At 68.3% G+C, this 14,789-nt stretch carries 11 protein-coding genes; 4 read left to right on the forward strand and 7 right to left on the reverse strand.

All coding sequences use genetic code 11. The features are described from left to right. Both WAL33_RS12930 and WAL33_RS12935 read right to left on the reverse strand, forming a co-directional pair. Positions 1-262 (reverse strand): glucuronate isomerase (locus tag WAL33_RS12930; protein WP_422181957.1); only part of this gene is annotated, 262 nt, incomplete at its 3' end. 102 nt (positions 263-364) lie between these two features. Further along, the gene (locus tag WAL33_RS12935) at positions 365-1,459 is read right to left on the reverse strand and encodes a LacI family DNA-binding transcriptional regulator (protein WP_422181958.1); all 1,095 of its coding nucleotides are present in this window, start codon (positions 1,457-1,459) and stop codon (positions 365-367) included. Positions 1,460-1,619: 160 nt separating this feature from the next. On the opposite strand from WAL33_RS12935, the gene WAL33_RS12940 reads away from it, so the two are divergent. Next, positions 1,620-3,128, forward strand: coding sequence for a UxaA family hydrolase (locus WAL33_RS12940; protein ID WP_422181967.1), 1,509 nt, complete (start codon positions 1,620-1,622; stop codon positions 3,126-3,128). Beyond that, positions 3,125-4,567 (forward strand): mannitol dehydrogenase family protein, encoded by a 1,443-nt coding sequence (locus WAL33_RS12945; protein WP_422181959.1) that lies wholly within the window; start codon positions 3,125-3,127, stop codon positions 4,565-4,567. Before WAL33_RS12940 ends, WAL33_RS12945 begins: the two co-directional genes overlap by 4 nt. Here the strand turns inward: WAL33_RS12945 and WAL33_RS12950 are convergent. The 3 genes from WAL33_RS12950 to WAL33_RS12960 all read right to left on the reverse strand — a co-directional run bounded on the left by WAL33_RS12950 (position 4,564) and on the right by WAL33_RS12960 (position 8,388). Next, positions 4,564-5,124 (reverse strand): sugar transferase, encoded by a 561-nt coding sequence (locus tag WAL33_RS12950; protein ID WP_422181960.1) that lies wholly within the window; start codon positions 5,122-5,124, stop codon positions 4,564-4,566. The two genes, WAL33_RS12945 and WAL33_RS12950, sit on opposite strands and share 4 nt — an antisense overlap. A gap of 16 nt (positions 5,125-5,140) precedes the next feature. Continuing rightward, entirely contained in the window at positions 5,141-8,035 is a 2,895-nt protein-coding gene (locus WAL33_RS12955) for a polar localization protein TipN (protein ID WP_422181961.1), read from the reverse strand. Positions 8,036-8,196: 161 nt separating this feature from the next. Next, positions 8,197-8,388, reverse strand: a complete 192-nt coding sequence (locus WAL33_RS12960; protein WP_422181962.1) for a hypothetical protein — start codon at positions 8,386-8,388, stop codon at positions 8,197-8,199. Between the two features lie 298 nt (positions 8,389-8,686). Between WAL33_RS12960 and cysD the strand changes: the two genes are divergently transcribed. Next, positions 8,687-9,616 carry a sulfate adenylyltransferase subunit CysD gene (gene cysD, locus WAL33_RS12965; protein ID WP_422181963.1) on the forward strand — a complete coding sequence of 310 codons (930 nt, stop codon included), beginning with the start codon at positions 8,687-8,689 and terminating at the stop codon, positions 9,614-9,616. After that, positions 9,616-11,529, forward strand: a complete 1,914-nt coding sequence (cysN, locus tag WAL33_RS12970; protein ID WP_422181964.1) for a sulfate adenylyltransferase subunit CysN — start codon at positions 9,616-9,618, stop codon at positions 11,527-11,529. The genes cysD and cysN overlap by 1 nt, the downstream gene beginning before the upstream one ends. Before the next feature lie 89 nt (positions 11,530-11,618). On the opposite strand, the gene WAL33_RS12975 is transcribed toward cysN, so the two are convergent. Continuing rightward, positions 11,619-12,800, reverse strand: coding sequence for an MFS transporter (locus WAL33_RS12975; RefSeq protein ID WP_422181965.1), 1,182 nt, complete (start codon positions 12,798-12,800; stop codon positions 11,619-11,621). A gap of 173 nt (positions 12,801-12,973) precedes the next feature. Further along, on the reverse strand, positions 12,974-14,683 hold the full coding sequence (metG, locus tag WAL33_RS12980) for a methionine--tRNA ligase (RefSeq protein WP_422181966.1): 1,710 nt from the start codon (positions 14,681-14,683) through the stop codon (positions 12,974-12,976). Between the last annotated feature and the right edge of the window lie 106 nt (positions 14,684-14,789).

The following is a 14,789-nucleotide window of genomic DNA, read 5'->3' on the forward strand; positions in this document are numbered from 1 at the left end:
CGGCCTTGGAGCGCACCTTCAGGGCGTCCAGGCTGATCCCCTGGCTGTAGAGCATGCGGAACAGATAATGGTCCGGCGCCAGCAGCAGGTCGGTGGCGTCCTCGAACGGGGCGTTGGTCGCAAACCATGCCGGATCGGTGTGGCCGTGCGGGCTGATGATCGGCAGGCCCTTGACCTGGCCGTACAGCGCCCGGGCGATCCCCCGCGTGCGCTCATCGGCCGGAAACAGGCGGTCGTCGTGAAATACCAGGGGCCGGGTCATGGCGTTTCCTACTCCCTATTTCGCCGACGGCTCCGCAGGCCGCTTTCGACGCGCTTGGTAACCGGTGTCATGGCGCCATGCAAGCCAAAGGCCTCGAGGGCCCTACACCTTCGGCGGGGCGCCGGACGATTCTCGAACGACGAGATAAGGGATGGTGCTGTTGGGGTCACGCTTTTCCCGAACCGCCGCACCGATCAGTTTCTCGGCCGCGATCCGGCCCACTTCGCGGGTCGGAATGTGGATGGTGGTCAGAGGCGGCCAAACGGCCTGGGCGATCTGGAAGTCGTCGAAACCGACCACGGTCACGTCGGCGGGCACTTCGAGCCCCGCGCGGCGCGCCGCCTGAAGGACGCCGGCGGCCATTTCGTCGTTGCCGGCGAAGATCGCGGTCGGCCGCGGGGTCTTGGCCAACAGCGCCTCGCCGCAGGCCAACCCGGATTCGAAGGTGTAGGCGCCCTGGACCACGTAGTCAGGCTTCAGCTCAAGGCCGGCCTGGTTCAGGGCGTCCTCGAATCCCCCTCTCCGCTCGTGCGACGAGCGGAAGTTGGGCAGGCCGCTGATGAAGCCGATCTCGCGATGGCCCAGCTCGACAAGATAGGCGCCCATGGCCTCGCCACCCAGGCGGTCGTGGCCGACGATCATGTGCTCGGGCTTGTCCAGCTCAACCGAGGCGATGCGGATATATTCGCAGCCGATTTCGCGCAGCAGCTTGGCGACCCGCTCGTCTTCCGACACCGAAGGCGGCAGAACGACGCCGAACAGTTTCTGACGTTCGACGAAGGTGCGCACGTCCTGCAGGAAGGTCGGGCTGGAACGGTCGCAGGGATGGACCACCAGCTCGAAGCCCGACCCGCGGATGCCGTCCAGCAAGCCCAGCTGCATGTTCACGACATACTGCGGGTTGGGGTTGTCGTAGATCATGCCGATCAGGAACGAGCGGCGGAACGCCAAGCCCCGGGCCTGAGGATCAGGCGCATAACCCCATTCTGCGATCACCGCCTCGATGCGTTCGCGGGTCTCGTCGCGCACGAAGGGCGACTGATTGATGACCCGCGAGACGGTCTTCTTCGACACGCCGGCCAGACGCGCAATGTCATTGATGGTCGCGCGCTTGCGGCCGCCTTCAACGCCGGCCTCAAGGCCGGTTTCGATTTCAATGCCGTCGGTGTCCGGCAAGCGGGTCTTGGACGAGGTCAAAGCGTTTCCATACGGCGATCGTTGTTTTGTTTTGTCATACTCTACGGGCGACGACGTCGCTACAGATGCACCGCCGGACATAATTGCCCTATGGTGACACCGGTTTCCCCACCCCGACCCGAGAATGGCAACACGAAAAGCCCCAATGACCAAGGCCTTGATGGACGAACCGACCTCCAGCCCGTCCGAATCGATCCACGGCGTCGATCCCCGCGACCATGTAGCGACGGCGCTGCGCGAACTTGTTGCAGGTGAGACTCTGGATCTGCACGGCGTGGCGATCATCGCCCGCGCCGACATTCCCAAGGGCCATAAGATCGCCGTTCGCGCCGTGGCGAAGGGCGATGACGTGCTCAAATACGGCTGGCCGATCGGCCGGGCCACGGCCGACATCGCGGTCGGCGACCACGTGCACGTCCACAATGTCGAGACCCGCCTGTCGGGCGTCGAGGGCTTCGCCTATGTTGACGCCCATCCGGCGCCGCAGGAGCCGCCGCCGGCCGGGACCTTCCTGGGTTATCGCCGTAAAAGCGGGCGGGTGGGCACCCGCAACGAGATTTGGGTGCTGTGCACCGTCGGCTGCGTGGCCAACACCGCCCGTCGGATCGCCGAGAAGGCCAACGCCCGCTTCGCCGGCCGCGTCGATGGCGTCTTCGCCTTTCCTCATCCATTCGGCTGCTCGCAGCTGGGCGACGATCTGGCCCACACCCGCAAGCTGATCGCCGGCCTGGCCGCCCATCCCAACGCCGGCGGCGTGCTGATCCTGGGACTGGGCTGCGAGAACAATCAGCTCAAGGCCCTGCTCGAATCCGCCCCGGGCCTGGACCCCGAACGCCTGCGCTCGTTCACCACCCAGATGGTCGAGGACGAGCTGGAGGACGGTCTGGAGGCCGTCGAGCAACTGATCGCGATCGCCGAGCGCGACCGCCGCGAGCCCGCCCCGTTGTCGGATCTGGTCGTGGGCCTCAAGTGCGGCGGTTCGGACGGCTTCTCGGGCGTCACCGCCAATCCGCTGGTCGGCCGCATCGCCGACAAGGTCTCCGACGCCGGCGGCACCCCGGTGCTGACGGAGATCCCCGAGGTGTTCGGCGCCGAGGGCGTGCTGCTGGCCCGCGCCGCCACCCGCCAGGTGTTCGACGAGGCCGTCGAGGTGATCGACGACTTCAAGCGCTACTTCATCGACAACCACCAGCCGATCTACGAGAACCCCTCGCCCGGCAACGTCGCCGGCGGCATCACCACCCTTGAGGAAAAGTCTCTCGGCGCGGTGCAGAAGGGCGGCCGCGCGCCCCTGGTCGAAGTGCTGCGCTATGGCGAGCAGGTCGGGCCGCACGGTCTGACCCTGCTGGAGGCGCCGGGCAACGACGCGGTGTCGTCCACCGCCCTGACGGCCGCTGGGGCGACGGTGATCCTGTTCACCACAGGCCGCGGCACGCCGCTGGGTTTCCCCGCTCCCACCCTGAAGATCGCCTCGAACTCGGCCCTGGCCGCCCGCAAGCCGGGCTGGATCGACTTCGACGCCGGGATCGTGCTGTCGGGCCAGACCATGGACGCGGCGGCCGACTCTCTGATGGATCTGGTGGTGGCGACGGCCTCGGGCCAATTGACCAAGGCAGAACTCAACGGCGAGCGTGAAATCGCCATCTGGAAGCAAGGCGTTACTCTGTGACCGACACTCTTTCTCGCCCTCTCCGCCTCAACGCCGTCAGCTATCCGGCCGCCATCCCGGGAGTCGCCCTGCCCGACTATGACCGCGACAAGGTCACGGTCGGCATCGTGCATTTCGGTCCTGGCGCCTTTCACCGCGCCCACCAGGCCTTCTATTTCGACCAGTTGCTGGCCAAGGATCCGCGCTGGGGCATCTGCGCCGTGTCGCTGAAAAGCCCTGGCGTTCGCGACGCCCTGGCGCCACAGGACGGTCTCTACACCCTGGCTCAGCTGGACGCCGAGACCACCTTCCGCGTGGTCGGCTCGATCCTGGAGGTGCTGGTCGCGCCCGAGGATCCGCCCTCGGTCTTCGCCCGCCTGGCCGCCCCGACCACCCGCATGGTCACCCTGACCGTCACCGAAAAGGGCTACTGCCTGACCGGCGACGGCAAGCTGGACACGGCTCATCCCGACATCGTCCACGATCTGGCAAGCCCGCGAGAGCCGGTCAGCGCCGTGGGCTACATCGTCGAGGGCCTGCGCCGCCGCCACCAGGCGGGCCTGCCGCCCTATGCCGTGGTGGCTTGCGACAACCTCGCCGATAACGGCTGGCGCCTGAAGGCGGCGGTCACAGCCTTCGCCGAAGCGATCGATCCGACCCTGGCGGCCTGGATCGACGCCGAGGGCCGCTTCCCACGCACTATGGTCGACAGCATCACCCCCGCCACCGACGACGCCCTGCGCGCTCGGGTCGAGGCGGCCACCGGCCTGACTGACGCCTGGCCGATCCAGCGCGAGGCCTTCACCCAGTGGGTGGTCGAGGACGTGCTGGGAGACAGCGCGCCCGACCTTGCCAGCGTCGGCGTCACCCTGACCGACGATGTTCGCGGCTTCGAGCGCGCCAAGCTGCGGCTGTTGAACGGGGTCCACTCGACCATCGCCTATGCCGGCCTGCTGAAGGGCCACGAGACGGTGTTCGAAGCGATCAGCGATCCGGCCCTAGCCAAGATCGCCGAGGACCTGATGGTCCAGGACATCATCCCGACCCTGACCGCGCCGCGCGGCCTGGACCTGACGGCCTACGCCCAGGCGATCCTGGGCCGGTTCCGCAACCCCGAGATCCGCCACCTGCTCAACCAGATCGCCTGGGACGGCTCGCAGAAGCTGCCGTTCCGGATTTTGGGCACGGTCGCCGACGCGCTCGCGGCCGGCCGCTCCGTCGACCGCCTGGCCCTGCCCCTGGCGGCCTGGATGCACTTCGTCCGCCGTCGGTCGGCCGAGGGCGAAAAGATCGTCGACCCGCTGGCCGACCGCCTGGTCGAGACCGCTGCCGCCTGCACCGGCGACGCCGGGGCCGACGTGGCGCAATTTTTGAGGCTGGAGCCTGTGTTCAGCCGCGAGCTGGCGGGCAATGCAACCTTCGTCGCGGCGCTTGAAAGGGCGTACGGCGCGCTCGACTAGCGCGTCACGCCCTTGCCGGTGACCACCGGCAGAACGGTCCGCAGCAAGATCGTCAGGTCGAACCAGAACCCCTGGCGTCGGAGGTATTCGGCGTCCAGGGCCACCTTGTCGGGAATGGCGATCTCGTCACGGCCGTTGATCTGCGCCCAGCCGGTCACGCCAGGCCGCAGCGCCTCGACGCCGGCAGCCGTTCGCAGAGCCACCAGGTCGTCCTGGTTGAACAGCGCCGGGCGTGGCCCGACCAGGCTCATGTCGCCGACCAGCACGCTCCACAGCTGCGGCAGCTCGTCGAGGCTGGTCTTGCGTAGGAAGGCGCCCGGCGGGGTCAGCCAGCGGTCCGGATCGGCCAGCAGGTGGGTGGCGACTTCGGGCGTGTCGATCCGCATGGTGCGGAACTTGGGCATCGAGAACAGGACGTTGCCCCGTCCCACCCGCTGCGACCAGTAGAGCGCCGGTCCTGGCGAAGTCAGACGCACCACTGCGGCCACGATCAACAGCGGGAGGGTCAGCAGCAGCAGCCCCCCGCCGGACGCCGCTACATCGAACAGGCGCTTCACGTCAGGCCCATTCTCACTAGGCCAAGTCCCCAAAGGCCGCGTCCAGCAGCAGGTAGGCGCGGCCAGCGTCGGAAGACAGCAGGGCCGCCACCAGGAAGCCCTCGCGGTCCTGCTGGGAGGCCTCGTCCATCATGCCGGCATAGCGGCGCAGGAAGCGCTCGGCCTCCGCCCGCAGCGTGGCGTCGGAGAACAGCCGGCGGACCAACCGGCGAATGGCGGCGGGGGCCAGCTTCTTGACAACATCGCGCGCCCCGCCCTCATCATGGGTCTGGATCGTGGCGGCGATCTCGTCGATGCGCGCGCGGGGCAGCAGGGCCGTCGGATCGATGCCCATGGCCAGGATCTCGCCCGCCATCCTCTCGCCCAGGGCGGCGTCGCCGGGCGCGACGCTTTCCAGGCCCGACAACAGGTTGCGCCACGACGAACCGTCCTGCGGTTCGGCCCGTTCGCCGGCGGAACCCGGCGCGGCGTTACGGCCGCCTGCGGCGTCGAACACCGATCGGAACTCATCGTCGGTGGCCGTGGGGGTCAGGCGCAGACGCGGACGCGAGCCTGCACCCTCGGCCTTGGATTCCTTGGTCGGCGTCGAGGCCTGGGCCTGCCGGTTCAGCGGGGGCGGCGCGCGGGACGGCACGGCGGCGGGGGCCGCGCCCCCTGCCCGGCCGACAGCCTCGCTGAGCATGTCGTAGTTGCGGCGAACGCGTTCCTGGAAGGCCTGGTCGATCGCCGCGGTCTCCTCGGCGGTCCGGCGGGCGGAGGCGCGTAGATCCTCAATGCCTTGCTCGATCTGGGCTCGAACCTCGTTGGCGCGAGCCAGGGCCTCGGCCGGCAAGTCGGCGGTGCGACGGCCGACGTCGATCAGCATGGCCTCCATCTCGGCGATGGCGCCACGGGCGGTCTCGACGCTCTCGGTCAGCTTCAGGGCCGTACGGGCCCCCGCCTGCTCGACCACCTGGGCCGACTGCTCGATCAGGTCGCGGGCCTCGTCCATGCGGGACTCGAACACCGTGTCGGCCTTCTGACCGGCCGCGAAGGCGATCTCGTTGAGCTGATCGATCCGGACGCGGGCGGAGTCGACGCGCTGTTCGACACCTTCGTTGGCCTTGCGGGCCGCCTCGGCCATGGCCTCCATGGCCTTGGTCAACGCCGCCTCCAGGTCGGCGCGCTGCCCGCCGGCGGCGCTGGCCAGGGCGGCTATGGCGCTGGAGGTCTCGGCCGCCAGGGCTTCACGCTCGGCGCGGGCGTTCTCGGCGACTTCGCGCAACTGCTGAGACGCCGCTTCGATCAGGCCGCGCAGCACTTCGGCGCCCATGGACGCCATATCGCTCATCTCGGTCGCGCCAGCGCGGGTGTGGCCGATGAACTCGGTCAGCTGGGCGGTGCGGGTTTCGCTTTCGGCGGCGAAATCCTCCTGGTCGGTGCGCAGTGACTGGCTGGCGGCGACCAGGGCGGCGCGCTGAGTGGCCAAGGTGCGCTCGACAGCGCCCATCTGATCACCGACTCCTTGGCCGGCGGTTTCCAGGCGGGCGATCTGGCGTGAAAGGTCCTCGGCCCCCACCCGCGCGGCGTCGGACGCCTCGGCGGCGGCGGCGGCCAGGTCGGCGGCACGGGCGGCCAGGGCCGCCTCAGCCTCGCGCAGCTGGGTCTCAGCCAGGTCGGAAGCCTCGGCGACCATGCGCGCCTGGCTGCCGATGGCGTCGACCACGGCGGTGGACTGGGCGTCCAGCGTGGCCGACAGCGCATGCATGGCCTGGCGCTCGTGGCCCAGCCCCTCGGACAGTTGCTGCACCATGCGGGCGGACTCGCTGGTGGTCTGGGCCAGAGCCAGGGTTTCGCCGGCCAAGGCCTCGCGCAGTTCCTGGACGCGGACGCGGGCGTCATCGGCGGCGGCCGTGGCGGCTTCGATCTGGTTGCGGATGCGCTCGACCGCGCCGTCGACGCTGGCCGCCGCCAGGGCGGCCGGAGCGACCAGGCGGTCGGTCATGATCCGGGTATGCTTCAGCTCGGCCGAAACCCCCATGGCCTGACGCAGCATGTAGGCGCCAAGGAGGGTGAAGAGAGCCGGACCGACGGCCAGGGCGGCGAACACCATCAGGGCGAACTGGTCGACCTGCAGGGCGGGCACGCCAGCCCCGTAGCCGAGCGCGAAGGCGATCGGTCCCAGCGTCCAGAGCGCCGCGGCGGCGATCGCCAGGCTCCAGAACAGCGGCGCGGGCATCGTCTTCTTGCCCTCGCGGACCACGGACAAGGGCGTGACCGGCGGCGGCGTGGTCGGTGGCGTTTCGCGCGGCTTGGACACCGCTGTTTCGAAACGCTTGGACGGAGCCGGCGGATCGGGTTCAGCCACCGGAGCCGGCGGCTGAGCAGCCTGAGTCGACACCGCCGCTGCCTGAGGGGGCGCGATGGGCGCCGTCAGGAATGAGGGCAGCGGGGCCAAGGGTTCGGCCTCGACCGGCGGGCTGCGTCGACCTCTGGCCGGCGAGAACGGCGCCGGCTCGGGCTCGGGTTCGGGCGCTTTGAAGTTCGACCTGGGCGGCTGGGTAGGCTGGATCACCGCTTCCGGCTTGAGCGGCGCCGCATCGGCCTTCGGAGGCTCGACCGGTTCGGAGGTCTTGGAAGTTTGCTTCGGCTTCGCCGCAACGCTGAAAAAGCCGCGCCGCGCGTTGGCTCGGGGGGGCTCGGAAACCGGTGCGAGATCGGGTTCGGGGGCGAGATCCTGCGGGCCGAGGTCGAGAATCGGCGGGGCGGACGCCTCGGGGACGGCGGCGATATCGAGATCCAGGTCCGGCTCGGTGACCGGCGCGTCCGCATCGGATTCGGTTTCCGCCCCGACGGAGCGACCGACGTCTTCGACCGGCGGCTCCACGGGAATGCCGGTGAAATCAAGCGGTTGGCGCTTCTTAGGCTTCATACGCAGCCATAGTCCCAGGGCAAACGGCTTGGGGCCAGATGAACATCGCCGCGCGGACGCCCCTCTCGCACGCAACAAATAAACCTAGCGGTGAAAAGCCGGCCCGCATAGCGGGTTGCAGCGGATTTCCCATCTGCCGCAGGGCTTGGCCCGGCAAGGCTTTAGGCGCTGACCTCGGCCGCGTGCAGGCGCGGGCAGCGCTCGATGGTCTGAACGGCCTGCTGGCGGGGCGTGCGGGCGATGACCCGCTCGACCTTGGGCGGAGCCTTAGCCCGGTGCTCGACGGCCATGCCGAACTGGCAAAGCGCCATCGAAGAAAGCCAGAGCATGATCGCGGCGATGAATTCAGCCAAGGATGACATCGGCGGGCCCATTTTCCGATAGCGGCGTTATGCGGCGCTTCGTCACGCCGCGCGAGTGAACTTTTGGTCATGAAAGACCTCGCTTCGCGCGTCTGGCGCCATCGAAGCTCACAGCGCCTCCAGATTTCCCCGCCTTGCCCCCTGCCCCCGCGAGACCTAGGTCCACGCTCAGGATCACCGCCCCGTCGTCGCGCCTGCGTGCGTCGGCGGAGCTTTCCATTTGCGGATACGCGTTTTGCCCCCTACCCAAGTCGCTTCGCTGTCGCATGACGCCTTTGCGGACCCGTCCATGAGCGCCCCTGCCAGCGCCTTGTCCCCGGCCCGACTGACGCACCTCCAGCGCCTGGAAGCCGAGAGCATCCACATCCTGCGCGAGGTGGCGGCCGAGTGCGAAAACCCGGTCATGCTGTACTCGATCGGCAAGGACAGCGCGGTGATGCTGCACCTGGCGGCCAAGGCGTTCTATCCGTCCAAACCGCCCTTCCCGCTGCTGCACGTCGACACGACCTGGAAGTTCCGGGCCATGTACGAGCTGCGCGACACGATCGCCCAGCAACTGGGCTTCGACCTGCTGGTCCACAAGAACCCCGAGGCCGAGGCGCGGGGGATCAACCCGTTCGACCACGGCAGCGCCCTGCACACCGATCTGTGGAAGACCGAGGGCCTCAAGCAGGCCCTGGCCAAGTACGGCTTCGACGCGGCCTTCGGCGGCGCCCGCCGCGACGAGGAGAAGAGCCGGGCCAAGGAGCGGGTGTTCAGCTTCCGCACCACCGAGCAGCGCTGGGATCCCAAGGATCAGCGCCCCGAGCTCTGGAAGCTTTACAACACCCGCAAGCACCCCGGTGAAAGCCTGCGGGTCTTCCCGATCTCCAACTGGACCGAGCTGGACGTCTGGCAATACATCCACCTGGAAAGCATTCCGATCGTACCGCTGTACTTCGCAGCTGAACGGCCGGTGGTCGAGCGCGACGGATCCTTGATCATGGTCGACGACGACCGCTTCCGGCTGCGTCCGGGCGAAGTTCCGCAGATGAAGAGCGTGCGGTTCCGCACCCTGGGTTGCTACCCGCTGACCGGCGCGGTCGAGAGCACCGCCTCCACCCTGCCCGAAGTCATCCAGGAAATGCTGCTGACCACCACCAGCGAGCGCCAGGGCCGGGTCATCGACCATGACCAGTCCGCCTCGATGGAGAAGAAGAAGCAGGAGGGCTATTTCTGATGAATACGATCTACAAGCCCTCCGACCTGATCGCCGACGATATCGACGCCTATCTGGTCGCCCACCAGCACAAGTCGCTGCTGCGCTTCATCACCTGCGGGTCGGTGGACGACGGCAAGTCGACCCTGATCGGTCGGCTGCTTTACGACAGCAAGATGATCTTCGAGGACCAGATGGCCGCCCTCGAGGCCGACTCCAAGCGGGTCGGCACGCAAGGCGGCGCGATCGACTTCGCCCTGCTGGTCGACGGTCTGGCCGCCGAGCGCGAGCAAGGCATCACCATCGACGTCGCCTACCGTTTCTTCGCCACCGACAAGCGCAAGTTCATCGTCGCCGACACCCCCGGCCACGAGCAGTATACGCGCAACATGGTCACCGGCGCCTCGACCGCCGACGCGGCAGTGATCCTGATCGACGCCCGCAAGGGCGTGCTGACCCAGACCCGCCGCCACAGCTATCTCGTCAAGCTGCTGGGCATCCGCCACGTGGTGCTGGCGGTGAACAAGATGGACCTGGTCGGCTGGGACCAGGCGGTGTTTGACCAGATCGTGGCCGACTATCGCGCCTTCGCCGATCAGATCGGCCTGGAGGTCTTCACCCCGATCCCGATCTCGGGCCTGACCGGCGCCAACATGGCCGCCAAGGGCGAGGACTCGCCCTGGTATTCCGGCCCGATCCTCATGGACTGGCTGGAAAGCGTGGAGGTCGAGGATGACCTGCGCAGCCAGTCGTTCCGCATGCCCGTGCAGTGGGTCAACCGGCCGAACCTCGACTTCAGAGGCTTCTCGGGCCAGATCGCCGCCGGGACCGTCAAGCCGGGAGACCGAGTGAAGTCCCTGCCCTCGGGCCGCGAAAGCACCGTGGCGCGGATCGTCACCAAGCCCGACGACCTGGCCGAGGCCTATGCCGGCCAATCGGTGACCATCACCCTGGCCGACGAGATCGACGTCAGTCGCGGCGACATCCTGGTGGCCGCTGACGATCCGGTCGCCGTGGCGGGTCAGTTCGAGGCCACCGTGGTCTGGATGGACGACGAGGCCCTGCCCCCCGGCCGTTCCTACCTGCTGAAGGTCGGCACGCGGATGGTCGGCGCCAGCGTCACCGAGATCAAGCACCGGGTGAACGTCAACACGCTGGAGCACCTGGCGGCCAAGAAGCTTGAGCTGAACGAGATCGGCCTGGTCAACCTGTCGCTGGACCAGGCGATCCCGTTCGAGCCCTACGCCAAGAACCGCGACCTGGGCGGCTTCATCCTGATCGACCGGATCAGCAACCGCACCGTCGGGGCGGGCCTGTTGAACTTCGCGCTGCGCCGGGCCGACAACATCCACTGGCAGCACACCGACGTCAGCAAGACCTCGCGGGCGGCGCTGAAGGGCCAGCGCGGCCGGGTGGTCTGGCTGACCGGCCTGTCGGGCGCGGGCAAATCGACCATCGCCAACCTGGTCGAGAAGCGCCTGCACGCCCTGGGCCGCCACACCTATCTGCTGGACGGCGACAACGTCCGCCACGGCCTCAACAAGAACCTCGGCTTCACCGAGGAGGACCGAGTCGAGAACATCCGCCGGGTGGCCGAGGTGGCCAAGCTGATGGTCGACGCCGGGCTGATCGTGCTGACAGCCTTCATCTCGCCGTTCCGGGCCGAGCGGAGACTGGCGCGTGAAATCCTGCAAGAAGGCGAGTTCGTCGAGGTCTTCGTCGATACGCCGCTGGCGGTGGCCGAGGCGCGCGACGTCAAGGGCCTGTACAAGAAGGCGCGGGCGGGCCAGTTGAAGAACTTCACCGGCATCGACAGCCCCTACGAGGCCCCGGAAGCCGCCGAACTGGTGATCGACACCACGAAAATGGACCCGGTCGCCGCCGCCGAGCGGATCGTCGCCTGGCTGGAAGGCGAGCTGGACTACGAGATCTAGACTGCGGATGGGAATGGGGACACGCCCAAGGGCATGTCCCCGGCCGCGCCTCTGACGGGGACATGCACTTGTGCGTGTCCCCAACGACATCAGCGGCCCACCCGCCGCGTCAGCCTCACCGCCCCGATCAGGCCCAGCCCGCCCATCGTCGCCATGGCCAGGTAGCCCTTGGTTCCGAAGGCGTCGAACAGCGGACCGGCCGCCAGCGTGCCGACGCCCAGCATGAAGCCGGCTGACAGGGCCGAGTTGATCGCCTGGGCGGCCGAGGCGCTCTGTGGCGGGGCCAGGCGCTCGATCAGCCGCAGCGAGGCCATGAAGCTGGCCGCGAAGGTCAGGGCGTGCAGGGCCTGCAGGGGAAACAGCAGCCACAGCGGCGGGGTGAAGGCGTAGGCGGTCCAGCGCAGCAACGCGGCCGCCCCGCCCAGCACCAGCAGCTTCTCCGGCCCCACCTTGCGCCGCCACGGCTCGGCGAACCACATGAAGCCGACCTCGACGGCCACGCCGACGCCCCACAGCACGCCGACCATCGGGGCCGAGATCCCTTGCTGGCGCCAGAGCAGGGCCGAGAAGCCGTAGTAGAAGGCGTGCGCCCCCTGGATCAGGCCGGCGGTGATCACGGCCAGCACGAAGGTCTTGTCGCGCAGCAGGCCTCCCAGGCCTTTCCAACGCTCGGCGCGGCCGAGCTGGGGGGCTCCAGCCTCATGGACGCGCTCGGGCGGCAGGATCAGAGCCGAGACCACGGCCACGCCGATCGCCGCCGCGGCGATCCAGGCGACGATGACGCTGGGCGCCATGACCGCCAGGATCGCGCCCATGGCCAGGTTGGCGACGATGAACGCCGCCGAGCCCGCGCCGCGCGGGACGCCGTAGTTGAACCCGTCCAGGCGCGAGCGACGCAGGGTGATCACGTCGATCAACGGCGTCAGGGTGGTCAGGAAGGTCATGCCCACCAGCCAGCAGACCAGCAGCCCCCAGAAGCCCGGCGCGACCAGCATGGCCAGGTAGCCGGCCGCCGCCCCCAGGGCCAGCAGCGCCAGAGGCGTGCGGCGCAGGGTGAAGCCGTCGGCCCACACCGCCAGCACCGGTCCCAGGAACGGCCGCGCCAGCAGGGGCACGGCCAGGACCACCCCGATCTCCGCCCCGGTCAGACCGCGCGAACGGAAATAGGTGGCGATGTAGGGCAGGCTGACGCCGGTGCCGAGATAGGAGACGACATAGAACAGGCCAAGGCGGGTTTGCGGGGAAAGGGCGCTGGGCTGTTCAGTCGTCACGCTCTCACCCTCGATACACTTTGGTTGTCATCCCGGGCGTAGCGAAGCGAAGACCCGGGACCGACGCCTGAGCGCAGGCGCTTCCGGCGGTCCCGGATCGGCGCGCTTCGCGCTTGTCCGGGATGACAGCGTTGAATGTGGAGCAGCGGTTTACAAAACCGCTGCTCACGACCCTACTCCGCTCCGCCGAACCGAGCCGTCCACTCGGCGATCTGCTCGTCCTCGATCTTCTTGAACAGCACCTCCGGCGCGCGGACCGACAGGCCGACCGGCAGGGTCGACAGCTCGGCGGCGGCGTCGGTGGTCGGCCAGGCGCCCGGATAGGCCTGGCTGAACGCCTCGCTGATCTTCTCGGCGGCGAACGGGATGAACGGCGCGGAGATGCGGGCGTACAGCGCCGCCAGGTTCAGGGCGGTGCGGACGATCACGGCGGCGCGGTCGCGGTCGGTCTTGATCGCCGTCCACGGGGCAGCTTCCTGCAGGTATTCGTTGCCGACCACCCACAGGGCGCGCAAGGCCTGGGCGCTCTTGCGCACCTCGATGGCGTCCATCTGTTCGGCGAGATCCGCGAGCCGCGCCGAGACATCGGCGTAGAGCTTCTCCTCCAGCGGGCCGGGGGCGCCGCCGTCGGGGATCACGCCGTCGAACTTGCCTTCGGTGAACTTCAGGATGCGGTTGACGAAATTGCCCAGCACGTCGGCCAGGTCGCGGTTCACGGCGCTGGCGAACTGCTCCCAGGTGAAGGCCGTGTCCGAACTCTCGGGCGAATTCGAGGTCAGGTACCAGCGCCACAGGTCAGGCGGCAGGATCTCCAGGGCCGCGTCCATGAACACGCCGCGCTGGTTGCTGGTCGAGAACTTGCCGCCGTACCAGTTCAACCAGTTGAAGGCCTTGAGCATGTCGACGCTCTTCCACGGCTCCTCCGAACCCAGGATCGTGGCCGGGAAGCTGACCGTGTGGAACGCGACATTGTCCTTGCCCATGAACTGGACGTAGCGGACGTCATCGGCGCCCTCGTCGGTGCGCCACCACGACTTCCAGTCGCGGTCCGCACCGGCTTCCGCCCATTCCTGGGTGGCGGCGATGTATTCGATCGGGGCGTCGAACCAGACGTAGAAGACCTTGTCCTCGAAGCCCGGACGCGGGAACTCGCCCTTGGTCACCGGGATGCCCCAGGCCAGGTCGCGGGTGATGCCGCGGTCGATGACGCCCTCGTCCAGGTGCTTGTAGGCGATCGACCTGGCCAGCAGCGGCCAATCGGCGTGGGTGTCGATCCAGGCGCGGATGCGATCAGCCACTTTCGTCTGCAGCAGATAGAGGTGGCGCGTGTCGCGCACCTCCAGGTTCCGCGAGCCGGAGATCACCGAATAGGCGTCCTTCAGGTCGGTCGGGTCCAGCAGGTTGCCGCAGTTGTCGCACTGGTCGCCCCGGGCCTTCTCGAAGCCGCAGTGCGGGCACGTGCCTTCGATATAGCGGTCGGGCAGGAAGCGCTTGTCGTCGATGGAATAGACCATCTGGTCGACGCGTTCCTCGATCAGGCCGCGCTCTTCCAGCACCTCGCAGAAATGCTGGGTCAGGCGATGGTTCTGCGGCGAGGACGAGCGGCCGAAATGGTCCCACGACAGGCCGAAGGCGCGGCCGATGTCGTGCTGCAGCACGTGCTGCTCGGCGCAATAGCTGGCCACGTCCTGACCGGCGGCGGCGGCGGCCAGCTCGGCCGGGGTGCCGTGCTCGTCGGTGGCGCAGATATACAGGGTGTCGTTGCCCCGGGCTCGCTGGAAGCGCGCATAGACGTCGGCCGGCAACATCGATCCCGCCAGATTGCCCAGGTGCTTGATGCCGTTGATGTACGGCAGGGCGGAGGTGATCAGGATGCGGGCCATGGGTCTTCCGGGGAGTCGAGGAGCGGTTGCATATAGAAGGTGGGGAGCCGAAACGAAAGCGCCGCAAGACCCCCTCCGGCCCTCCGGGCCACCTCCCCCAGAGGGG

Source organism: Caulobacter sp., from assembly GCF_049283275.1.
Lineage (GTDB): Bacteria > Pseudomonadota > Alphaproteobacteria > Caulobacterales > Caulobacteraceae > Caulobacter.